Genomic DNA, 23,005 nt, shown 5'->3' with positions numbered 1-23,005 from the left:
TCGACCCACCGCCGCTTCACCCCGAAACAGCCTTCACGCCAAAGCAATGCCCCGGCTCCGGGAAGCGCCCCGCGCGCACGTCCCCTGCATAGGCGGCTAACGCCTGCTCGATGCTGGGTGCCAGCTCGGCATAGCGTTTGACGAAGCGCGGCTGGTAGTCGCCGAACAGGCCCAGCAGATCCTCGGTCACCAGCACCTGGCCGTCGCAGGCGGGGGATGCGCCGATGCCGATGGTGGGGATCTCCAGCTCCTCGCTCAACTGCCGCGCCAGGGGCTCGGCGGTGCCCTCGATGACCACGGCGAAGGCGCCGGCCGCCTGCATCGCCAACGCATCGCGGCGCACCCGTTCGGCACCGGCCGCATCGCGCCCCTGGGCCTTGAAGCCACCCATGGTGTTGACCTGTTGCGGCATCAGCCCGATGTGGGCCAGCACCGGCACGCCCCGGTTCACCAGGAACGCCACGGTGGCGGCCATCTCCTCGCCGCCTTCCAGCTTCACCGCCGCGGCGCCGGTTTCGCGCAGCAGCCGCGCGGCGCTGACAAAGGCCTGCTCGGGGCTGGCCTGGTAGCTGCCGAAGGGCAGGTCCACCGCCACGCAGGCGCGGCTGGAGCCGCGCATCACCGCCTGGCCGTGGGCGATCATCATCTCCAGGGTCACGCCCAGGGTGCTGGGCATGCCGTAGAGCACCATGCCGACGGAGTCGCCGACGATGATCAGGTCCGCGTGGGCATCCACCCAGCGCGCCATGGGCGTGCTGTAGGCGGTCAGCGACACCAGGCTGCCGGCGCCCTTGCGCTGGCGGATGGCCGGGACCGTAAGGCGGGCGATGGGGGCATGGGTGCTCATGGGGGACTCCTGGGCAGTGCACGGATTGGCGTGGCGCAGGCTACCATCGGCGTTTTCCCGCTCACTTGAGCAAAAGGGACAGCCGATGCCGCAAGCGAGACAAGTGCCGCCCGCCATTCCCCCGATCCCGGAGTACCCGCGCCTGCCGCGCCCGGTGTACCTGCGCATGTTCGACATCCCCGCCGGCCACCCCATCGAGATGCACAGCCACGACTGGGTGCAGTTCACCTACGCCCGCGCCGGGGTCATGCAGGTGCTCACCGAGGGGCACAGCTACCTGCTGCCGCCGCAGTGCGCGCTGTGGATTCCCGCCGGGGTGCGCCACACCGCCTACAGCGAACGGGCCATCGAATTCCGCAGCCTGTACCTGGACGCCTCGGTGCTGGACGGCTACCAGCGCGACTGCGCCGTGCTGCAGGTGACGCCGTTGCTGCGCGAGCTGATGGAGCGTGCCTCGGGCTTCCCCCGCGACTACCCGGAGCAGGGCGCCGAGGCCCGGCTGCTGCGGGTGCTGGTGGACGAGGTGCGCAACCTGGAGGCGGCGCCCTTCAGCCTGCCGCTGCCCCGGGATGCGCGGCTGCGGCGGATCACCGATGCGCTGCGCGCCGACCCGGCGGACGACCGGGGCATCGAGGCGTGGGCGGGGCAGGTGGGGGCGTCACGGCGCACCCTGGTGCGGCTGTTCCAGGCCGAGACGCAGCTGTCGTTCCGCGAGTGGCGGCAGCGCCTGCGCCTGCTGGCGGCGCTGCCCCTGCTGGCCGATGGCATGAGCGTCACCACCCTGGCCAGCGAGCTGGGCTATGACTCCACCTCGGCCTTCATCGCCCTGTTCCAGCGCCACTACGGCTGCACGCCGGGCGCCTACGGCAATCGCTTGCGCAGTTAGCGCGGCAGCTCGATGCGGCTGGTCTCGCCCGGCACCTGCGGCCAGTCGGCGGCGGCCCAGCGGGCGCGTGCCGCGTCGATGCGCTGCGGGTCGCTGGACACGAAGTTCCAGTTCATCCGCCGGGGACCGTCCAGCGGCGCGCCGCCGATGATCACCAGGTGCGCGCTGCCACAGGCGGCGAGGCTGTATTCCACGCCTTCGGGCAGCACGGTGAGGGTGTTGATGGCCAGGGGCTGGTCGTCCAGCAGCACCTCGCCCTCCAGCAAATAGACAGCACGCTGTGGGTGCTCGGTGGGCACCAGCAGGGTGGCGCCGGCTTCCATGTGCACATCGGCGTAGAGCGTCGGGGAGAGCACCGGCACCGGGGACTCCAGGCAGAAGCCGCTGCCGGCGACCAGGCGGATGCGCACACCGAGGGCGTCCTGCTGCGGCAGGCTGGCGGCGCTGTGGTGGCTGTAGCTGGGCGCGCGCTCCTCTTCCTCGCGGGGCAACGCCAGCCACACCTGCAGGCCGTGGATGCGCGAGCCGCGGGCCACGAGCTCCGCCGGGGTGCGCTCGACGTGGGCGACACCGGCACCGGCGGTCATCCAGCTGACATCGCCGGGTTGCACGCGCTGGTCGGAGCCGAGGCTGTCCTTGTGCTGCAACTCGCCCTCGAACAGGTAGGTGAGGGTGGACAGGCCGATGTGCGGGTGCTGGCGCACGTCCATGCCCTGGCCGGCCGGGTAGGCGCTGGCGAGCATGTGGTCGAAGAACACGAAGGGGCCGACGCTGCGGCACTGGGCCGACGGCAGGGGGCGGAGGATGGGCAGCCCGGCGACTTCTTCGGCACGGGGGCGGAGGGTGAGGATGTCGTTCATGCTGGGCTTCCGGCGCGGTGGAGGCGCAAGCATAACGCGTCCACGCGGGAAGCCCAGAGGGGCGGGCTTACTGGCTGAAATCGCCTTCGGCCAGGCGGGTCTCGATGGTCACTTCGGTGGTGGTCATCAGCTTGTGCAGCGGGCACTTGTCGGCGATGCGCAGCAGGGTGGCGCGCTGGTCGTCGGTGAGGGCGCCGCGCAGGGTCAGCTTCACGCTCATGCCGTACTGGCCTTGCTTCTCCTTGCTGCTGTCGTGGGTCACGTCGACGCCGATGCCGGTCAGCGGGATGTCGTGGCTGCGGGCGTAGAGGGTCACGGTGAGGGCCTTGCAGGCACCCAGGGCGACGTCGAAATAGTCGTGGGGTTCCGGCGCGCTGCCTTCGCCGCCCAGGGCCTTGGGCAGGTCGGTGAACAGCTGGTGCTCGTCGCCGACGTTGATGCTGTGGCGGTAGCCGTCTGCGGATTCGGTGGTGACGGTAATGGTCATGGGCAGTCCTCTGCGTGGTTTGGGTAGGCGGTCCTGCTGGTTAGAGGCCGCCCACCTCCTGAGTGTTCCCGTGACCGTTCAGATCAGCGCGCTGAGGCGCACATCGGCACCGAGCACGCGCTGCAGTTCGCCACGGGGTCCGAAAACCGGCACCGAGACGGTGAAGCAGAAGTCGTCGGTGGCGGACGAACGGTACACCGGCGTGATGTGACTGGCGAGGCCATCGGCGACCGCGCGGAACCACGGGCGCTGCCCCCAGTGGCGGCCCTTGCAGGATTCGCCCTGGTGCGGCACGTCGAGGGCGAAGACGTTCTCCGAGAGCTGGGTGCCGGTGCGGTCCACCAGGTAGAACAGCTCGATGCGCGCATCGCGCTTCAGCGTATCGGCCAGCAGCCCCTCGGCCTGGGCCGCGTCGCCCAGCAGCGCCGGCTCGCAGGCCAGGCGCTCGATGCTGCGCTGGATGTCGCGGTGCATCTCCAGGCGGAAGCCGCCCAGGCCCTGCAACAGGCGGTCGCCATCCTCACGCACGGCCTGGCTGTGGCGCAGCACCTGGCCGGCCTTGCCCAGCAGCTCGGCGGCCACCTGGGCGATGTTCTGCACGTCGCCGTTGATCGAGCGCACGGCCTGGCCGATCTGCTCGGTGCCGGAGGCGATCTGGCCGACGCGGCCGTCCAGCTTGTCCATGGCCGCGCGGGTGCTGTCCAGCCCGGCGCCCACCTGGAGCATGCCCTGGTGCCCCTCGGCCACCGCCTGGTGCATGCGCTCGCCGGCGTCGGCCAGCTGCGCCATGCCATCGCGGAAACGCTCGATGATGCCGCTCACCTGGGTGGTGGCGTCGGTGGTGTGCCCGGCCAGGCGCCGTACTTCCTCGGCGACCACGGCGAAGCCACGGCCGTGGCTGCCGGCGCGGGCGGCCTCGATGGCGGCGTTGAGTGCCAGCAGGTTGGTTTGCTGGGAGATGCTGGCGATGACGCCTATCACCTTGCTGACTTCCTCCAGCTGGCCGGTGAGGTTGCCGATCACGCTGCCCAGCTGCTGCTCGCTGGTGCCGATGGCGTCCACCTGGCGCAGCACGTCCTGGCCGTTGCGCTGGCACTGGCGCAGGGTGCTGGAAACGTCGCCGGAGAGCCGCGCCACCTCGGCGGCACCGGGCACCAGCTCGGCGTCGAGGGTGGTGGTGACCTCTTCGCTGGCGCTGGCGATCAGCTCGGAGGATTGCGCCAGCAGCTGCCCGCTCTGCTGGTTGGCAGCGGCAATGCGCGCCAGCTCCGGGGCGTGGGCGGCGATGCCGACGGCGGCGCCGAGGCTGGTGCGGATGCGCTGTTGCAGGCCCTCGACGAAGCCGTTGAGGCGGCCCATCAGTGGGCTGCCGGCGGGTAGGCGGGTGGTCAGGTCGTGGGCGGTGAATAGCGCGTCGAGCGCGCCTTCATCCGTGGCGCGGCGTGCGGGACGCAGAAGCTGCAGCATGGCGATCTCCCTTTCTTCTCGGTTTTCGAGGCGCGTTGCAAGCGAAGTGCCATTACGGTGGCGCCAGGCGTTGCGTGGCGGGGGAGGGCGCGCGCTGCACCGGCGCGGGTCGGCCGGGGCGCTCAGGCGCTACTTGGGTGCAAGCGGGCGGTACCAGAGCGCCTCGCGGTCGATGGGGGTTTCTTCCGGCAGGTCGGGGTTGTCCAGTTCGATCACCTGGCGCTTGTCCATGCGTGCGCGGCGCAGGGTTTTGCCGTGGTAGCGCTGGAACAGGCGCTCGAAGCCGCCATCGGCGATGGCCGCCTCCAGGCCGCGCTGGATGGCGGCGGCCAGCTCGGGGCGCTGGCGCGAGGTGAAGAAGTAGAAGGCCGTCGGGTAGTGCAGCACCAGGTGCTCGTCCACGGCCAGGTGCAGGCCATCGGCTTCGGCGCGGCGCTGTTCGTCCCAGGCCACCACCACCTCGCGGGGGAACAGCTCGAAACGGCCGGCGTCGAGCATGCGGAACAGGCTCTCGTAGCCCGGCGTGGTCACCACGTTGAGGCCGTTGGCGCGCAGGATGGCGGTGTCGGGCCAGTCGTGGCGCTGGCCCATGCGCAGGGCTTCGAGCTGCTCGCGGCGGGTGACATCGGCGAGCAGGTCGCGCTGGTCGGCGCGCACCAGGAACACGCGCCAGCTGATCAGGCCCTTGTAGATGGGGATGCGGATCGGCAGCAGGTCGGCTTCGCGTTCGCGGGTGGTCATGGTCCACATCACGTGCACTCGGCCGTCGTTGCGCTCCAGGGACAGCTGCGCACGGGACTGCGGCATGGGTTCGAGCGAGGGTTCCAACTGGTAGTCGCCGCCGCTGCGTCGCAGGGCCAGTTGCAGCAGCTCGACCACGTAGGCTTCCGGGTCTTCGCCCTTGGAGTGCAGGGGATAGACCAGGCGCTCGCCGGCGGTCGAGGCTAGGGCGACGAAGCAGAGCAGGAGAAAGGCGCAGCGCGGCATGTTGGCGTTCTTGTGGCGGGCCTGCTGCAGCATAGTCTCAGAAGGCCATCAGAGCATCCGCCTGAACCCGCCAAGCGTGTCGCCGGTCTACCTTTGCCATGAATGATCGTCAGGAGGACGCCCCTTGCCCATCGCCCGCCATTGCCTCGCCGCCATCCTCGCCCTCAGTGCCTGCGCCAGCCAGGCGCGGGACTACCACTACAGCGACTCGCACCTGCACTACGTGGATTTCTTCCAGGAGAGCGAGGGCATGCAGGGGCTGCTCAATGCCATGGATGCAGGGACTATCGACCACGTGATGATCTCCGGCATCCCGGTGGCCAAGAAGTGGCATGAAGACGAGCCCAAGCGCCCGCGCTACTACGCCGGCGACGATGCCGATGCCTACTGGTACACCGCCACCGACGTGCTGGTGGCCGCCGCCGTGAAGAAGCTGCCCGAAGACCAGCGCCACCGCTTCCACCCCTTCCTCAGCGGCTTCAACCCCAACGACAAGAACTCCGACGCGCACATCCGCCGCATGCTGGAGCTGGACCCGGGGCTGTGGCAGGGCATAGGCGAGGTCTTCACCCGCCACGACGACCTCACCGCGCTGATCGACGGCGACACCCCGCGCGCCAACAACGAGGCCATGGCGCGCATCTACCACCTCGCCGCCGAGTACGACCTGCCGGTGATGCTGCACTCCAACATCACCTCCAAGCGCGAGCGCAACCCGCTGTACCTGCAGGAGATCGAAGAACCCCTGCGCAACCACCCGCACGTGCGCTTCATCTGGGCCCACGCCGGCACCAGCATGGAAATCCACCGCCACCAGAAGAAGCTCGACTTCCTCCTGCCCACCCTCAAGCGCATGTTGGGCGACTACCCCAACCTCTACGTCGACCTCTCCTGGACCGTGCTCCAGCCCTACCTCGTGGACAAGAACGGCACGCCCGACCCGGAGTGGCTCAAGCTGGTGGAGAAGTACCCCGAGCGCTTCATGCTCGGCTCCGATGTGGTGGGGCGCTTCGAAGGCCTGGGCGACTACCTGCGCGCCTACGACCCCTTCCTCGACGCCCTGCCTGCAGACGTCGCCAAGCGCGTGGCCCGGGACAACTTCCTCGCCGTGCTGCCGCGCAACCCCAAGCACCTGCAACACGTCGCCGCACCGTAATGCCGGGTTCAACCCGGCCTGCAACGGCTCGGTGCCGGGAGCGGCGTAGGGTGGAGGTCGCTTTCCACCTCCACCGATCGGCGTCCCCAGGGAGCACCGCTGGTGGATGAGAAGAGCGCCATCCACCCTACGCATCGACCAGCTCCCGCATGGGTTGCTGCCGGGTGCACCCAACCTGCAACGGTGTGTAGCCCGGGCTTCAGCCCGGGGTGCGGTACATCCACAATTCCGGTACCACGGCCTGGGTGACCCAGCGCCGCAGGTTGCGATTCTCCGGGTGGTAGCAGTAGGTGAAGAGCAGGGCGTGCAGGCCGGATTCGCTTACCACGGTTTCCTCTTCGAAGCCGCCATTGGCGGTGCGCAGGCATACGCGCTGGCGCTGGTCGTCGCAGAGGTTGGCGAGCAGGCGCTCGTGGATATCGGTGTTGAGCAGGCGGCGCAGGTCGCGGGTGGAGAACCAGGCTTCGTGGCCGACGAGAAAGGCGCGCAATTGGCGGCGGTAGCGCAGGAAGTGGCGCGGGGTGATCTGGGGAAGGGACATGGCAATGCTCCGTCCATAGGCTGGGGAGCCGCCACCGAATCCTTGAAGGGTGGCGGACCGTGCGAGTGTGGAAGTACCGGGCAAACCAACCGGCCGGGCCGAAACCCGCTCGCACAGTCCGCCATAGACTGCCGACGTGTTGCATGTCGCTATGGCGATAGGTTTGCACTGCAACGGGCTTCCACACCCGGTTGTGTCCAGAGGGGCACAACGGCGGGAACCCTAGCCAAGCCTCTTGTAGGCCGGCAATGCGGTCGTCGCGTAGGAATTTTCAGGCGGCACATTCGTAGGGGCGACTTCAGTCGCCAAGCAGCCCGCAGGGCTGCCCTTGTGCACGGTCCTTGCCGGGTTGCACCCGACCTACAACGGCACCGTGCCGTAGGTTGGCGCCGAGCGCAGCGAGGCCCAACGGTGCGGGGATCAACTTCGCGCGTTGGGCTTCGTACCTCAACCCAACCTACGGAAGCCGTGTTTCCCTGCAGCACCGCCGGTGGATTAAAAGAGCGCCATCCACCCTACGCACCGGTCAGCCTCGCAGCCGGGTCTCAACCTGTCATCAGTTAGTCATGAAGGTGTCATAGCCTCGCGCCATCCCAACCAAGGAGCGAGACATGAAAGCAACCCGACTGAGTGCATTGATCGCCCTCGGCCTGGCATCCGGCGTGGCGATGGCCGACGTGCGGGTCGAAGGGCCGATCGAGTTCGGCGTATTCGAAAGCCGTTACCAGGACTACCAGCCCGGTGAGCGCGTGCTCACCAGCAGCACCCAGAACATCCTGCCCACCGACCAGGTTCCGGCGAAGCTCGGCACCAAGTTCGGCATGCGCTACAAGCTGGTGGGCAAGCACGAGAACGACACCCCGCTGACCCTGCTGTACCTCACCCCGGGCGTGACCACCCCCGACGGCGTGCGCCACGACAAGTTCGAGGTGATCCAGAAGATGGCACCCGGCGCGCCCCAGGACGTGATGGCCTACGAGTTCACCGAGACCCACGAAGTGGTCCCCGGCGAGTGGCGCTTCCTGGTGTTCCAAGGTGACCGCCTGCTGGCAGAGAAGAGCTTCGACGTGCGCTGATCGACCCTCGCGTCGAACGGGACCCGGCCATGCGCCGGGTCTTTTCGTTTTGGCGGGCGGCGGCCGCGATTCACCCCTTGCCCACTGCCGGTGCGGGCTGCGCGCTTGGCCGGTCGGCTCAACCGGTGGAAGAGAGTGCTGGCCGCTTATCACCGGTCGCGCTGCTTTTAAGCGGCATTTTCCCGTGAGTTCTTTCTTGAAAATTTACCGTTTCTAGCTGAAATGGACGGTTGGCAGTGCGTACACACTTTGTTACCTTGCCTGCACTATCGTACCAATTAACGATTCCCGCTCATTACAAGAACAACAGCGTGACCGTCGCCGGCGTGCATTCCCGCGACGAAGATGGATACCTGCGAGAGCATCGCCGAGGCCTGCCTGAACTGCCCGGACGCCGCTCCGCAGCCGAGAGAAAACAACAAAAGGGCCGGACGTAGAGCCAGCCCAGAAATCTTGGCCGTCAAGGGAGGTACGTTTGCTATGAAGAGGCATATCCGCTTATCCGCGATCGGGTGCAGGCCCCTGCAGGCGGGGGCAGCTTTCGGGCTGTTGCCGCTGCTGATCGCCGGCTCCGCGCAGGCCGTGGAGTTCAGCCTGCTGGACAACCAGCTCAGCGGTTCCATCGACACCACGCTCTCGTACGGCGCCATGTGGCGGGTGCAAGGGCGCGACGCGGACAACATCAGCGACATCAACGCCGATGACGGCAACCGCAACTTCGATACCGGCCTGGTATCGGAGGTGTACAAGGCCACTTCCGACCTCTCGTTGAAGTACGACAACTACGGCGCCTTCGTCCGGGGCACGGCGTACTACGACACCCAGATCATGGACAAGCGCAACGACTACTACGGCACCACCGGTGGCGTGGAGCGGCCCAGCCAGTCCTTCCCCGATGACGACCATTTCACCCAGGACACCCGCCACATCGCCGGGCGCAAGGGCGAGATCCTCGACGCCTACCTCTACGGCAGCTGGGATGTGGGTGCCATGCCCCTCGGTGCCAAGGTGGGCCGCCAGGTGATCAACTGGGGCGAGGGCGTGTTCTACCGCGGCGGGGTCAACACGGTGAACCCGGTGGACGCGGCCAAGTTCCACCTGCCCGGCTCCGAACTGAAGGAAGTGCTGGTGCCCATGGAGGCGCTGAGCTTCAACCTGGGCCTGACCGACAACCTGTCCATGGAAGCCTTCTACCAGTGGAAGTGGAAGGAGACCCGCCTGGACCCGGTGGGCACCTACTTCTCCGAGACCGACCTGTTCGCCGATGGGGGGCATACGGCCTATACGACCTCGACGGACCTGGCGCCGCTGATGCCGCTGTATGACGTATTCGCCGGCTTCGGGCTGCTGGGCAACGGCGCCAATGGGCCGAATGCCTACCTCAATGGCGATACCGGTGTGTTCAAGGTGGCCAATATCGGCAAGGACCTGCAGGCGGACGACAGCGGCCAGTTCGGCGTGGCCTTCCGCTACATAGCCGAGGAACTGAACTCCACCGAATTCGGCTTCTACTTCGTGAACTACCACGCCAAGGAACCGCAGATCGCCATCGACCTGAACGGCTACCAGGGCGTCGACCTGGCCACCCTGGGCGGTGCACTGGCGGGCAACAGCCTGCCGCCCGAGTATGCCGGCGCGCTGGCGACCTTCGACCTGGCCAGCAACGCCCAGGCCCGTCGCCGTTATGTCGAAGACATCCGCATGTACGGCTTCAGCTTCAACACCACGGTGGGGGATGCATCCGTCTCCGGCGAACTCTCCTACCGTCCCAACGCGCCCATCGCCATCTCCGCCACCGATGACCTGCTCAGCGATCTGCTGCTCCAGGGCATCAATGGGTCCGACCTGGTCAATTCCGGGGTCGCCAACGATGCCGCCTGCGCCGCCGTCTCCGGCAAGCAGCTCTGCCGCAGTTCGATCTTCGACAACTACGAGCGGGCCGAGACCTACAACATCTCCCTGTCCACCATCTACAACTTCGGCCCGGCCCTGAGCTTCGATTCGGTGATCGGCGTCGCCGAGGTGGCTTCGCAGCACATCCGTGGCAGCAGCCTGAAGTACACCGCCTTCGACGGCTCGGTGCGCAAGTTCTCCAGCACCACCGACAAGGCCTACGAGGACGACCGCACCACCGACAGCGACCAGATCAGCCGCGACAGCTACGGCTACACGCTGCTGGTTTCCGGCAGCTGGAACGACGTCTACGCCGGGGTGAAGCTGTCGCCGTACGCCGTCTTCCAGCACGACTTCCAGGGCAACTCGGACCGCACCGGCAACTTCATCGAAGGCCGCAAGGCGCACACCCTGGGGATCGACGCCACCTACCTGAACAGCTTCGAGGTGGGCCTGCAGTACACCGAGTACTACGGCGCCGGGCGCAACAACAGCACCCGCGACCGCGACAACGTCTCGCTCACCGCCAAGTATTCGTTCTGATGCCGAGCGCCCGGCGGCAGAACGCCGGGCCGTACAAGACAGGGAGATGCAACCCATGTTGAAGAAATACTCGTTGCTGCTGGCCGCCATCGTGCTCGCCGGCAGCGCCACCGACGCCTTGGCCGCGGTCTCCGCCGAGCAGGCCGCCACGCTCAAGTCGACCCTCACCCCGCTGGGGGCGGAGCGCGCCGGCAACGCTGCCGGCACCATCCCGGAATGGACCGGCGGCATCACCCAGGCGCCTGCGGGCTACAAGGGCTCGGGCCAGCACCACGTCGATCCCTTCGCCGCCGACCAGCCGCTTTTCACCATCACCAAGGCCAACCTCGAGCAGTACAAGGCCAACCTCACCGACGGCGAGATCGCCCTGTTCAACGCCTACCCGGACAGCTTCCAGATGCCGGTCTACCCGACCCGGCGCTCCGGCTCGGCGCCGCAGTGGGTCTACGACAACACCCTGAAGAACGCCACCACCGGCAAGCTGCTCAATGGCGGCAACGGTTTCGCCGACGCCTATGGCGGCATCCCGTTCCCCATCCCGCAGAACGGCCTGGAAGCGATCTGGAACCACATCACCCGCTACCGCGGCACCTACATCGTGCGGCGCTCGGCGGAGGCGGGGGTGCAGCGCAACGGCGCCTACTCCCTGGTCACCTCCGAGGACGAGGCGCTGTTCCGCTTCTACGACCCCAAGGGCAGCTACGCCGACCTGCAGAACACCCTGTTCTACTACATGACCTTCACCACCGCCCCGGCACGCCTGGCCGGCAACGGCGCGCTGGTGCAGGAGATGCTCGACCAGGTCAAGGAGCCCCGCCAGGCCTGGGGCTACAACCCCGGCCAGCGCCGCGTGCGCCGCGCGCCGACCCTGGCCTACGACACGCCCATCGAGTCCACCGACGGCCTGCGCACCGCCGATGACACCGACATGTACAACGGCGCGCCGGACCGCTACGACTGGACCCTGGTGGGCAAGAAGGAGATCTACATCCCTTACAACAACTACAAGATCACCAGCCCCGAGGTGAAGTACAAGGACCTGCTGCTGCCCGGCCACGTGAACCCGAAATACACCCGCTACGAGCTGCACCGCGTCTGGGTGGTGGAAGGCAAGCTCAAGGCCGGTGCGCGGCACATCTACTCCAAGCGCACCCTGTACCTCGACGAGGACAGCTGGGGCGCCGCCGTGGTGGACCAGTACGACGGCCGTGGCGACCTGTGGCGCGTCTCCCTGGCCTACCTGAAGAACTTCTACGAGCTGCCCACCGTGTGGACCGCGCTGGACACCTTCCACGACCTGCAGGCGCGTCGCTATGGCGTGCAGTGGCTGGACAACGAAGAGGCCGGCACCGTGGACTTCAGCAAGCCCTCCCCGGGGGATGCCTCCTTTAACCCGGCCGCCTTGCGACGCAAAGCCTCGCGTTGACGAGGCCCATGTAGCCCGTGCTTCAGCGCGGGGAGCGGAATCGTCTGCGCTCCCGGGCTGAAGCCCGGGCTACGGTTGTGGTTCGTTGAGTCATTCGCGCGGGAGGCTGCTCGCCGCCGCAACGGCGCGCTATATTCCCCGCGTTCGCATTGACCGATGAGCGAGGGACCCATGGCCGGGCAGGTCAAGATTCTGGTGGTGGACGACGACGCCGAGATACGTGAGTTGCTGCAGGACTACCTGGGCGGCCACGGCTACCAGGTGGAGCCGGCCTGCGACAGCACCGGCATGCGCGCGGCCCTGGCCGCCGGCCTGCCGGACCTGGTGCTGCTGGATGTCGGCCTGCCCGGCGAGGACGGCCTCAGCCTGGCCCGCTACCTGCGCGAGCACCACGACCTGCCGGTGATCATGGTCTCCGGTGCCGGCAGCCCGGTGGACCGCACCATCGGCCTGGAAGTGGGCGCCGATGATTACGTGGCCAAGCCCTTCGACCCGCGCGAGCTGCTGGCACGGGTCAAGACCGTGCTGCGCCGCTACCAGCGGGTGCCGGCCTCCGCCGCTCCCACGATCCCTGTCGACGCCGGCAACAGCCTGCAACTGGGCGCCTGCCGGCTGGACCTGGACCGCCACCAGCTGTTCGACGGCAACGGTGCGGAAATTCCTCTTACGGCCATGGAGTTCGACCTGCTCCAGGCCTTCGCCCAGCGCCCCAACCGGCCGTTGTCCCGCGACCAGTTGCTCAACCTCACCCAGAACCGCGACTGGAACCCCTTCGACCGCTCCATCGACATCCGCATCGCCCGCCTGCGCCGCAAGCTGGAAACCGACCCCGACAAACCCCAGGTGATCCGCACCCTGCGCGGAGTGGGCTACATGTTCGTGCCGGGCTGATCAGCCGGCCTCTCCGCCAACCTCCCCGTAGGAGCAAGCTCTGCTCGCGAAGCTCCGGTGTTCCCCGCAGCTTCAGGACGCCGGTTGGCCGCCTTTGTTTCAATTGTTTCAACCGCGTTGTACCCCCTCAAAAGGCCCGGGCCGGCTCTCTATACTCCAGCCATCACCCAGGCTCGTGGAGGCCTTCCGATGAGCCAGACGGCACCCCGCCCGCTGTTCGATGGCGCCGCCGAGCACCAGCTGCGCCAGATCGTCGACAACAGCAGCGCGGTCATCTACGTGAAGGACCTGGAAGGCCGCCTGCGCCTGGTCAACCGTGCCTTCGAGCAGCTGTTCCGGGTGCGTGCGGAGGAGGTGATCGGCCACACCGACCACGAGTATTTCCCCAGGGAACTGGCCGATGTGCTGCGCGCCAACGACCTCAAGGTGGCGGAGCTGGGCCAGGAGCAGGAGTTCGAGGAGCGCCTGCCGTTCAACGGCGTGGTGCGCACCTACCTGTCCAGCAAGTTCCCGCTGTTCGACAGCGAGGGCCGGGTCACCGCCGTGTGCGGCATCTCCACCGACATCAGCTCGCGCAAGAGCGTGGAAGAGGTGCTGCGCTACGTCGCCCTGGGCATCTCGGCGGCCACCGGCAACGAGGTGTTCGAGGCCATCGCCCGCTACATGGTGCGCTCGCTGCACGCCGACTTCGCTTACGTCAGCCGCATCAGCGACGAGGGCCCGCACAAGCTCACCACCCTGGCCATGTACTACGCCGGCGAGCTGCGTGCCAACTCCACCTATGACCTGGAAGGCACGGCCTGCAGCGACGTGCTGGGCAAGGCCTTCCACTTCGTCGGCAGCAACCTGCTGGAGTGCTACCCGGGGGATGCGGTGTTTCGCGCCTCGGGCGTGGACAGCTTTGCCGGCTACCCGCTGTTCGCCAGTGACGGCCGCCCGCTGGGGCTGATCGCCGCCGGACGCCTGGGGCCGATGAAGGAGCGCGAGCGGGCCGAGTCGGTGTTGCGCATCTTCTCGGTGCGGGCGGCGGCGGAGATGGAGCGGCTGGAGGCGGAGGCCAGCTACCGGGCGATCTTCGCCGGCTCCGAGGACGCCATCCTGGTGCTGGATATCGACAGCGGCGCCCTGGTGGACGCCAACCCCCGCGCCTGTTCCACCGTCGGCTACAGCTACGAGGAAATGCTCGGGCTGGACATGGACGCCTTCAGCGCCGGCTACGAGCCCTACACGGCCAGGCATGCCGCCGGCTTCCTGGCCCGCGCGGCGGCCGGCGAGCCGCAGCGCTTCGAGTGGCACCGGCGCAACCGCGACGGCAGCCTGCATTGGGACGACGTCTCGCTCAAGCGCGTGACCCTGTCCGGCGTCGACCGCATCCTGGTGTTCTGCCGCGAGATCACCCAGCGCAAGGAGGCCGAGCAGGCCCTCCGCACCAGCGAGCAGCAACACCGTGCCATCGCCGACACGGCGCTGGACTGCTTCATCGGCATGGACCGCGCCGGGCGCATCCTTGCCTTCAACCCGGCGGCCGAGCGCTGCTTCGGTATCGCTCGTGACGACGCCCTGGGTCAGTGGCTGCTGAAGCTGATCATCCCCGAGCGTTTCCACGAGGTGTACGAGCGCGCCTTTGAGAGCTACGCCCAGACCGGCACCGGTGACTTCCTCGGCAAGCGTATGGAGGTGGTCGCCCAGCGTGCCTCGGGCGAGGAGTTCCCCGCCGAGCTGGCGCTGACCCAGGTACGCGGCGACGAGGGCCCGCGCTACATCTGCTACCTGCGCGACATCACCGAGCGGCGCCAGGCCGAAGAGGAAAAGGCGCGCCTGGAGCAACAGCTCCGCCAGGCCCAGCGCATGGAGGCCATCGGGCACCTTACCGGCGGCATCGCCCACGACTTCAACAACCTGCTGACCAGCATGCTGGGCTACACGGTGATGGCCCAGGAGCACGCCGAATCCCTCCATGACGAGCGCCTGGGCAAGTACCTCACGCGGGTGCAGCGCTCGGCGGAGAAGGCCCGCGACCTGATCCAGCAGATGCTCACCTTCAGCCGTGGCAGCCGGGGCACGCCCCAGGTGGTGGCGCTGGACCTGCTGCTGGGCAACTTCATCCGCCTGGTGGATTCCACCCTGCCGGCCACGGTGGAACTGGAGACGCGCCTGGCCCACGACCTGCCGGCGGTGCTGGTGGACCCAGTGCAGCTGGAGCAGGTGCTGATGAACCTGTGCATCAACGCCCGCGACGCCATGGGTGGGGCTGGGCGCCTGCAGGTGGGGCTGGGCCAGGTGCAGGTGCAGGCGGGCGTGTGCGCCTCGTGCCAGCAGCGCATCGACGGGCAGTTCGTCACCCTCACCGTCAGCGACAGCGGGCCGGGCATCGACGGGGCGTTGCGGGCACAGATCTTCGAGCCGTTCTTCTCCACCAAGGCCAGTGGCCAGGGCAGCGGCATGGGCCTGTCGATGGTGCACGGCATCGTCCACGAGTACGGCGGGCACATCCAGCTGGACAGCCCGGCGGGGCAGGGCGCCACCTTCCGCATCCTCATCCCGGCCCATCACCAGGCGCCGGAGGCCGCGTTCAACGTCATCGCCTGCCATGAGGCGCTGCCGCCGCGTTCGGCCCTGCGCGGGCGGGTGGCGGTGGTGGACGACGACCCCGTGGTTGGTGAGTTCATGGGCGAGCTGCTGGCCAACTGGGGCGTGGCCGCGCAACTGTTCGGCGACCCGGAAGAGGCCAGCCGGCAGCTCTGCGCCGATGCCTATGCCTGGGACTTCGTCATCCTCGACCAGAGCATGCCGCGCCTCACCGGGCTGCAGCTGGCGCGACGCCTGCTGGCAGCGCGGGCGGACCTGCCCATCGTGCTCTACACCGGCTTCAGCGACAGCCTGGTGGAGGCCGAGGTGCAGGCCCAGGGCGTCAAGGCACTGCTGACCAAGCCGCTGGACCAGGCGCGCCTGCATCGCCTGTTGCGCAACTGGCTGCCGGCGGCGGGCCACGGATACCAGACTGAAACAAACTGAGCGGTTACTGCCATCGGGCAGATACAGGGGGGCGGCAATCTGGCCCTGACTGCAGAGCCCTGCAGCCCCAGACCCCTGGCAGGACCGCATCATGAACAGCACACTCGGACGTACCGCGACCTTTACCTTCGGCGTTATCAGCTACCTGGTCTTTCTCGCCGCGTTCAGCCTTTCCATCGCCTTCGTGGCCAATCTTCCCTGGGCGCCGGCCCGTCTCGACGGCGAGCCGCTGTTGGTGCCTGGTTGGGCGCTGGCCGTCGATTTCGCACTGCTCGTCGCCGTTGGCCTGGTCTATTGGGCGAGCCGCGGCGTTACCCAGAACGGGCGGGTACTGCTGGTCAGCCTGGCGGTGTTGGCGTTGCTGGTGCTGTGGCAGCCGCTGAGCGGCGAGGCATGGCGCCTGCAGAGCCCGGCACTGCGCCAGGTGCTGGCGGCGGCCTTCGGTTTCGGCGGGGCCTTGCTGCTCTATGGGGTGCTGCTCAGTGACCAGTTGGCAGCGGGTGGCCTGCATGCCGCCGCGCGGCGCCTGTTCGGCCTGGCCGACGAGGGCAGCGATGAGGCGCGCGAGGAATGGCGCCGCCAGCGCGGTGATGCGCTGAGCCTGGGCGTGCTGCTGCTGGCGTGGGCTACGCCGGAGTTGAGCGTCACCCACCTGGTGCTGGCGCTGCTGGCGAGCCTGGGTGTTTACCTGGTTCGGCGCCGGGTGCTCGATGGCCAGCCGCAGGAGGGGGCCAAGCAACCTGAAGCGAGCCACCCCCGGCGTCCGGTGCTGGTGGCCTCGCGCAAGGCCGGGGCACCGATCGACCCGGTGCGCGCCGCCTGAGTGAGCAACCCGGTTCGCCCTGCGTCGAGGCCTTAGCCTGGATGCGTGCACGGCCGATACGAAAGAACCCCAGCACCGCGAGGTGCTGGGGTTCTTCGTTTGCAGCCTGCCCTGCGCCTCCCTGGCGGCGGGCCATGCGGGTGCGATCAGACGGTGAAGCGCGCGACCATACCGTTGAGCTCCACGGCCAGGCGCGACAGCTCGTGGCTGGCGGCGGCGGTCTGGTTGGCACCGGTGGCGGTCTGCACCGAGATGTCGCGGATGTTCACCAGGTTGCGGTCCACTTCGCGGGCCACCTGGGCCTGCTCTTCGGCGGCGCTGGCAATGACCAGGGTGCGTTCGTTGATCTGGCTGACCTGCTCGGTGATCTCCACCAGGGCGCGGCCGGCGGCTTCGGCGATTTCCAGCATCTGCCGGGCGCGCTGGTCGTTCTGGTTCATGGCGCCCACGGCTTCGCCGGTGCCGCTCTGGATGCTGCCGATCATCTGCTCGATTTCGCGGGTGGATTCCTGGGTGCGGTGGGCGAGGGCGCGGACCTCGTCGGCGACCACGGCGAAGCCACGGCCCTGCTCGCCGGCACGGGCGGCCTCGATGGCGGCGTTGAGGGCCAGCAGGTTGGTCTGCTCGGCGATGGCGCGGATCACGTCCAGCACCTTGCTGATGCTTTGTGCGCGGTCGGCCAGGCCTTCCACCAGGGTGGAGGTGTGGGCGACTTCCTGGCTCATGCTGCGGATCGCCTGCACCGTCTGCTGCACGCGGTCGCGCCCGTCCTGCGCCGATTCCTCGGAGGCACGGGAGGCGTCGGAGGTGGAACTGGCGTTGCGCGCGACCTCTTCCACGGCGGCGGTCATCTCGTTGACGGCGGTGGCGGCCATTTCGATTTCGTCGTGCTGGCGGGTGAGGGAGCGGTTGCCTTCCTCGGTCACCGCGTTGAGTTCCTCGGCGGCGGAGGCCAACTGGGTGGCGGAGGTGCCGATCTGCTGGATGGTGCCGCGCAATTGCTGCTGCATGCGCAACAGGGCGGTGAGCAGCTGCGCCGGTTCGTCCTTGCCGGCGGTGTCGATACGCCCGGTAAGGTCACCGCTGGCCACCACGCCGGCCGCCTGCACGGCTTCGCTCAGGGGCAGGGTGATGCTGCGGGTGAGGGCCCAGGCGAGGGCGACGGTGATCAGTGCGGCGATCACCAGCACGCTGATGACGGCGGTGGTGGCGCTGGCGTAGTTCTCGTCTGCCTGGGTGTTGGCGGCGTCGGCGCCCTGGGTGTTGTAGTCGGAGAGTTCGTTGAGCGCCTTGAGGGTGGTGCGGTAGTTGTCCAGCAGCGGGCCTTGGAGCAGTTCGGTGGCGGCCGCCTTCTCACCGCCCTTGGACATGGCGAGCAGCTTGTCGACACCGGCGATGAAGCCCTGGCGCTCCTGGGTGTAGCGGTCGAACAGCTGCTGGTCGCGGCCCGGGTCGATGCCGGCCTTGTAGGTGCTTTCGGCCTTGTCGAGCTGGGCGATGATTTCGCGCATGCGCGTTTCGAGGAACTGCTGGGAGGACTGATCCGTCGCCAGGACATGGCCGAGCTGCACCTGGCGCAGTTCGGTCAGGGACAGGTTGATCTGGGCGATGGTGCGCACGCTGGGCAGCCAGCTCTGGCTGATCTCGGTGGAGGCGTCGTTGATCACCGACATGCGGTTGAGCGAGAACAGGCCGGTCAACACCAGCAGCAACGTGATGATGGCGAAGCCGAAGGCGGCGCGTGGCGCGATGGGGAACTGGCGCAGGAACATGGGTACTTCTCCGGGGTGGCTGCGGGACGGACCAGGGAGGCTCGGAAAAAGTATAGGAAGCCCTGTGAATTACGCGTGAACTTCACCGCTTCGCTGGGCTTGCGAGCCTCTGGGACGGTAGTGGCGGGACTTTCCATGGCCCTGAAACGACCATGCCCGTATCGGTGATACGGGCATGGCGGGTGTTGCGTTCGCCTTGCGGCGCGGGCGTCAGGCCGAGAAGCGCTTGAGCACCAGGGTGGCGTTGGTGCCGCCGAAGCCGAAGCTGTTGGACATGATGGTGTCCAGCTTGGCGTTCTCGCGGGTCTCGCGCAGGATCGGCAGGTCGGCCACTTCCGGGTCCAGCTCGTCGATGTTGGCGGAGCCGGCGATGAAGTTGCCTTCCATCATCAGCAGGCAGTAGATCGCCTCGTGCACGCCGGCGGCGCCCAGGCTGTGACCGGACAGGCTCTTGGTGGAGCTGATGGCCGGGGCCTTGTCGCCGAACACTTCACGCACGCCGCGGATTTCGGCGACGTCGCCGACCGGGGTGGAGGTGCCGTGGGTGTTCAGGTAGTCGATCGGGGTGTCGACGGTGGAGAGCGCCTGCTGCATGCAGCGGATCGCGCCTTCGCCGCTCGGCGCGACCATGTCGTAGCCGTCGGAGGTGGCGCCGTAGCCGACGATTTCCGCGTAGATCTTGGCGCCGCGGGCGAGGGCGTGTTCCAGCTCCTCGACCACCACCATGCCGCCGCCGCCGGCGATGACGAAACCGTCACGCTTGGCGTCGTAGGCGCGGGAGGCCTTCTCGGGGGTGTCGTTGTACTGGGTGGAGAGGGCGCCCATGGCGTCGAACAGGCAGCTCTGGCTCCAATGCTCTTCTTCACCGCCGCCGGCGAAGACCACGTCCTGCTTGCCGAGCTGGATCTGCTCCATGGCCTGGCCGATGCAGTGGGCGCTGGTGGCGCACGCGGAGGAGATGGAGAAGTTCACGCCCTTGATCTGGAAGGGGGTGGCCAGGCAGGCGGATACGGTGCTGCCCATGGTGCGGGTCACACGGTATGGGCCGATGCGCTTGACGCCCTTCTCGCGCAGGGTGTCGATGGCTTCCATCTGGTTGACGGTGGAGGCACCGCCCGAGCCTGCGATGAGGCCGGTACGCGGGTTGGAGATCTGCTCGGGTTGCAGGCCCGAGTCCTTGATCGCCTGTTCCATCGCCAGGTAGGCGTAGGCGGCGGCGTCGCCCATGAAGCGGAAGATCTTGCGATCGATCAGCTCTTCGAGGTTCAGGTCGACCGAACCGGAAACGTGGCTGCGCAGGCCCATTTCGGCATAGGACGGGTTGTGGCGGATGCCGGCCCGGCCTGCACGCAGGTTGGAAGAAACGGTTTCCTTGTCATTGCCCAGGCAGGAAACGATGCCCAGGCCGGTGATCACGACGCGACGCATGCGGATAACCCTTAAAAGCTGTCAGTGGAAGTGAACAGGCCGACGCGAAGGCCTTCGGCGCTGTAGATTTCGCGGCCATCGACGCTGACGGTGCCGTCGGCGATGCCGAGGATCAGCGAGCGGCTGATGGTGCGTTTGATCTGGATGTTGTAGGTGATCTTTTTCGCCGTGGGCAGGATCTGGCCGAAGAATTTCACTTCGCCCGAACCCAGGGCACGGCCGCGGCCGGGGTTGCCCTGCCAGCCGAGGTAGAAGCCGACCAGTTGCCACATGGCGTCCAGGCCGAGGCAGCCCGGCATCACCGGATCGCCTTCGAAGTGGCAGGCGAAGAACCACAGGTCCGGGTTGATGTCGAGCTCGGCGACGATTTCGCCCTTGCCGTACTTCCCGCCGGTTTCGCTGATATGGACGATGCGATCGATCATCAACATGTTGGGGGCGGGCAGTTGCGCATTACCGGGGCCGAACAGCTCACCGCGACTGCAGCGCAGCAGATCTTCCCGGGAATAGGCGTTTTGTTTTGTCATGCGAGCTCCTCAATGGTCCCCGTACGCAGGGCTTGGCATTACGTCCACACCGCCGCGCGCACAGGCGTCGAATCGGCAGACTAGTCATAGACTGTTGCGTTGCGGTGAAAGTCACAGAGTACAGTCGTTCACTTGAATCAGGGACGCTTGCGCCTTTGCCCTGGCGCTTTTGTGACGCAAGCCTGCCGCACTTTAGCACTGTTGCCCACTCACCGAAGGTCGGGGGGGCAATCCGTCGCGCCGCCCAGCCAGCGCTGCAGGACGCGCTGCAGGTCGGCCCGTTTGAAGGGCTTGGCCAGGTAGTCGTTCATGCCGGCTTCCAGGCAGGCTTCGCGGTCGCCCTGCAGGGCGTTGGCGGTGAGGGCGATGATCGGCGTGCGGGCGCCACCATTCATCTTGCGAATCTGTCGGGTGGCTTCGTAGCCGTCGAGCACCGGCAGGCGGCAGTCCATGAGGATCGCCGAGAAGTGTTGCCGCGAGGCGCTCTGCACCGCCTGGGCGCCGTCGCCCACCAGGCTGACGCGGTAGCCGAGGCTGCGCAGCATGGCTTCGATCACCGTCTGGTTGACCGGGTTGTCTTCCACCAGCAGCACCTGCTGACCCGCGCCGTTGCTGGCTTCGTTGCCGTTGCCCTGGCTGGCGCGGTGCTCCTGCTGGCGGAACGGCAGGGGGATTTCCAGGGTGAAGATCGAGCCCCGCCCTTCCAGGCTTTCGGCGCGCAGGGTACCGCCCATGCGCTCGGCCAGGGTGCGGGCGATGGGCAGGCCCAGTCCGGTGCCGCCGTAGCGCCGGGAGATGGAGCTGTCGGCCTGCTGGAAGGCGTCGAACATGTGCTCCAGGCGTTCCGGCGGGATGCCGATGCCGCTGTCGTGCACGGCGCAGGTGAGCCAGAGCACCTCGTCGTCCAGCGGCTGCCATTGGGTGAGCACGCGGATACCGCCGTCCTCGGTGAATTTCAGCGCGTTGCCCACCAGGTTGACCAGGATCTGGCGGATGCGCGTCGGGTCGCCTTGCACCTCGATCTGCTCCAGGCCTTCCTGGGTCTCCAGGGTCAGCGCCAGGCCGCGCTGCGAGGCGCTGTGCTGGAACACCTGCACCGAGCCCTGCACCAGCTCCAGCAGGTTGAAGGAGATGCGCTCCAGCTCCAGGGCGCCGCGCTCGATGCGGGAGAAGTCGAGGATGTCGTTGATCACCTTGAGCAGGTGCTCGGTGGACTCGGCGGCCAGGGCGGCGTATTCGGCCTGCTCCTGGTTCAGTTCCGTTGTTTCAAGAAGTTGCAGCATGCCCAGCACGCCGTTCATGGGCGTGCGCAGCTCGTGGCTCATCATCGCCAGGAAGTCGGATTTCGCGCGGTTGGCCTGCTCGGCCTCTTCGCGGGCGGTGATCAGTTGGTCGATGGCCTGCTGCTGCTCGCGGCTGGCCTTGTCCAGGCCGCTGGCGAGGTTATTGATGTGCCGGGCCAGGTCGCCCAGCTCGCCTTCGTCCACCACCGGCAGGCTGGCCTGGTAGTTGCCGCCCTGGATGGCCTCCACCGCTTCGCCCATGGCGCTGATGGGCTGCGACAGGCGGGTGGCCAGGCGCCGCGCCAACAGGAAGGTGAGCACCAGGGCGAAGAGGGCGAGCACCGTGGCCTTGAGGAGGATTTCCTGCTGGCGGCTGCTGAACGCATCGTTGGACATGCCCACCACCACGCGGCCCAGGTAGCCGCTGGCGAGCTTGCCGTTGCTGCGTTCGCTGTGGAACAGGGTTTCGCTGTCCAGCTTCATCTGCTGCATGCGGATGGGCGCGTGGAACACCTCCACCTGGGGCCCGGCGCGATCCAGGCTGCCGGGCTGCTCGACATACACGAGGATGTTGTCCTCGCGGTCGCGCACTTCGAGGAAGCGCACGTGGGGGGTGTCCAGGGTGGCCTTGAGCAGGCCTTCGAGTACCGGCAGGTTGCCGGCGATCACGCCGTATTCGGCGGCCGGCGCCAATTGGTTGGCGATCAGCTGGCCGGTGTGGTTCAGCTCCTGGCGCAGGTCCTGGAGGCGGGCGAAGGTGAAGAAGCCGGTGAGCAGCAGCGTCAGCAGCAGGGCCGGGCCCAGGCTGATCAACTGGGTACGGGTGTGGATGTCCCAGCCGCGGCGCAGGCTCATCGGCAGCTCCCGGCACGGGCGCTGGCGGTGGAGCGGGGGAGGGCTGGGCGGCGGATCATCCGTGTGCCTCGTGACAGGCTCGTCCATGGAAAAGGTGATGGCATGGTGAAACTCTAGCTGGGCCTGCGCTCTGGTCGAATGGCATCCGTCGCGGCGGGTGTGGCACCTCGTTCGTCCGCTGCGGTCATAGAGGGCTGGATTGTCGTGCCTGGATTCGGACTTGACCAGTAGCAGATGGCGAG

The 23,005-nt window shown here is 67.6% G+C and carries 18 protein-coding genes; 8 read left to right on the top strand and 10 right to left on the bottom strand.

Annotated features, from left to right (window positions below; translation table 11 throughout):
• Positions 1-16 precede the first annotated feature (16 nt).
• Positions 17-847: a 3-methyl-2-oxobutanoate hydroxymethyltransferase gene (gene panB, locus PSm6_RS29895; RefSeq protein WP_021216869.1), complete on the bottom strand. Its 831-nt coding sequence runs from the start codon at positions 845-847 to the stop codon at positions 17-19.
• Positions 848-932: 85 nt separating this feature from the next.
• On the opposite strand from panB, the gene PSm6_RS29890 reads away from it, so the two are divergent.
• A complete protein-coding gene (locus PSm6_RS29890) occupies positions 933-1,733 on the top strand; it encodes an AraC family transcriptional regulator (protein WP_031286840.1) in 801 nt (266 codons plus the stop codon).
• Here the strand turns inward: PSm6_RS29890 and PSm6_RS29885 are convergent.
• The 4 genes from PSm6_RS29885 to PSm6_RS29870 form a co-directional block, all read right to left on the bottom strand.
• A complete protein-coding gene (locus tag PSm6_RS29885; RefSeq protein WP_265169156.1) occupies positions 1,730-2,593 on the bottom strand; it encodes a pirin family protein in 864 nt (287 codons plus the stop codon). The two genes, PSm6_RS29890 and PSm6_RS29885, sit on opposite strands and share 4 nt — an antisense overlap.
• 67 nt (positions 2,594-2,660) lie before the next feature.
• Positions 2,661-3,080 carry an OsmC family protein gene (locus PSm6_RS29880; RefSeq protein WP_021216872.1) on the bottom strand — a complete coding sequence of 140 codons (420 nt, stop codon included), beginning with the start codon at positions 3,078-3,080 and terminating at the stop codon, positions 2,661-2,663.
• A gap of 78 nt (positions 3,081-3,158) precedes the next feature.
• Complete coding sequence (locus PSm6_RS29875) at positions 3,159-4,439, bottom strand: methyl-accepting chemotaxis protein (RefSeq protein ID WP_371877167.1); 1,281 nt, start codon at positions 4,437-4,439, stop codon at positions 3,159-3,161.
• Positions 4,440-4,676: 237 nt separating this feature from the next.
• Positions 4,677-5,567 carry a substrate-binding periplasmic protein gene (locus PSm6_RS29870; RefSeq protein WP_265169154.1) on the bottom strand — a complete coding sequence of 297 codons (891 nt, stop codon included), beginning with the start codon at positions 5,565-5,567 and terminating at the stop codon, positions 4,677-4,679.
• 91 nt (positions 5,568-5,658) lie between these two features.
• Here PSm6_RS29870 and PSm6_RS29865 point away from each other — a divergent pair, with 91 nt between their 5' ends.
• A complete protein-coding gene (locus PSm6_RS29865; protein WP_021216875.1) occupies positions 5,659-6,690 on the top strand; it encodes an amidohydrolase family protein in 1,032 nt (343 codons plus the stop codon).
• Positions 6,691-6,889: 199 nt separating this feature from the next.
• On the opposite strand, the gene PSm6_RS29860 is transcribed toward PSm6_RS29865, so the two are convergent.
• Positions 6,890-7,231, bottom strand: a complete 342-nt coding sequence (locus tag PSm6_RS29860; RefSeq protein WP_021216876.1) for a BRO-N domain-containing protein — start codon at positions 7,229-7,231, stop codon at positions 6,890-6,892.
• 611 nt (positions 7,232-7,842) lie between these two features.
• On the opposite strand from PSm6_RS29860, the gene PSm6_RS29855 reads away from it, so the two are divergent.
• The 6 genes from PSm6_RS29855 to PSm6_RS29830 all read left to right on the top strand — a co-directional run bounded on the left by PSm6_RS29855 (position 7,843) and on the right by PSm6_RS29830 (position 16,898).
• Positions 7,843-8,307: a DUF3859 domain-containing protein gene (locus PSm6_RS29855; RefSeq protein ID WP_043246178.1), complete on the top strand. Its 465-nt coding sequence runs from the start codon at positions 7,843-7,845 to the stop codon at positions 8,305-8,307.
• Between the two features lie 480 nt (positions 8,308-8,787).
• Complete coding sequence (locus PSm6_RS29850; RefSeq protein WP_043246176.1) at positions 8,788-10,743, top strand: DUF1302 domain-containing protein; 1,956 nt, start codon at positions 8,788-8,790, stop codon at positions 10,741-10,743.
• A 55-nt stretch (positions 10,744-10,798) separates the two neighbouring features.
• On the top strand, positions 10,799-12,169 hold the full coding sequence (locus PSm6_RS29845) for a DUF1329 domain-containing protein (protein ID WP_043246174.1): 1,371 nt from the start codon (positions 10,799-10,801) through the stop codon (positions 12,167-12,169).
• Positions 12,170-12,325: 156 nt separating this feature from the next.
• The gene (locus PSm6_RS29840; RefSeq protein ID WP_265169153.1) at positions 12,326-13,060 is read left to right on the top strand and encodes a response regulator; all 735 of its coding nucleotides are present in this window, start codon (positions 12,326-12,328) and stop codon (positions 13,058-13,060) included.
• 189 nt (positions 13,061-13,249) lie between these two features.
• Positions 13,250-16,075 (top strand): hybrid sensor histidine kinase/response regulator, encoded by a 2,826-nt coding sequence (locus tag PSm6_RS29835; protein ID WP_265169152.1) that lies wholly within the window; start codon positions 13,250-13,252, stop codon positions 16,073-16,075.
• 91 nt (positions 16,076-16,166) lie between these two features.
• A complete protein-coding gene (locus tag PSm6_RS29830; protein ID WP_265169151.1) occupies positions 16,167-16,898 on the top strand; it encodes a hypothetical protein in 732 nt (243 codons plus the stop codon).
• Positions 16,899-17,044: 146 nt separating this feature from the next.
• On the opposite strand, the gene PSm6_RS29825 is transcribed toward PSm6_RS29830, so the two are convergent.
• The 4 genes from PSm6_RS29825 to PSm6_RS29810 form a co-directional block, all read right to left on the bottom strand.
• Positions 17,045-18,670 (bottom strand): methyl-accepting chemotaxis protein, encoded by a 1,626-nt coding sequence (locus PSm6_RS29825; RefSeq protein WP_043246170.1) that lies wholly within the window; start codon positions 18,668-18,670, stop codon positions 17,045-17,047.
• A 210-nt stretch (positions 18,671-18,880) separates the two neighbouring features.
• Positions 18,881-20,098, bottom strand: a complete 1,218-nt coding sequence (fabB, locus tag PSm6_RS29820) for a beta-ketoacyl-ACP synthase I (RefSeq protein WP_043246168.1) — start codon at positions 20,096-20,098, stop codon at positions 18,881-18,883.
• 11 nt (positions 20,099-20,109) lie between these two features.
• Positions 20,110-20,625: a 3-hydroxyacyl-[acyl-carrier-protein] dehydratase FabA gene (gene fabA, locus PSm6_RS29815; protein ID WP_021220691.1), complete on the bottom strand. Its 516-nt coding sequence runs from the start codon at positions 20,623-20,625 to the stop codon at positions 20,110-20,112.
• A gap of 209 nt (positions 20,626-20,834) precedes the next feature.
• A complete protein-coding gene (locus PSm6_RS29810; RefSeq protein ID WP_021220690.1) occupies positions 20,835-22,763 on the bottom strand; it encodes an ATP-binding protein in 1,929 nt (642 codons plus the stop codon).
• Between the last annotated feature and the right edge of the window lie 242 nt (positions 22,764-23,005).

This window comes from Pseudomonas solani (assembly GCF_026072635.1).
GTDB classification, from domain to species: Bacteria; Pseudomonadota; Gammaproteobacteria; order Pseudomonadales; family Pseudomonadaceae; genus Metapseudomonas; species Metapseudomonas solani.
This window is presented reverse-complemented; position numbering and strand designations above follow the sequence as displayed.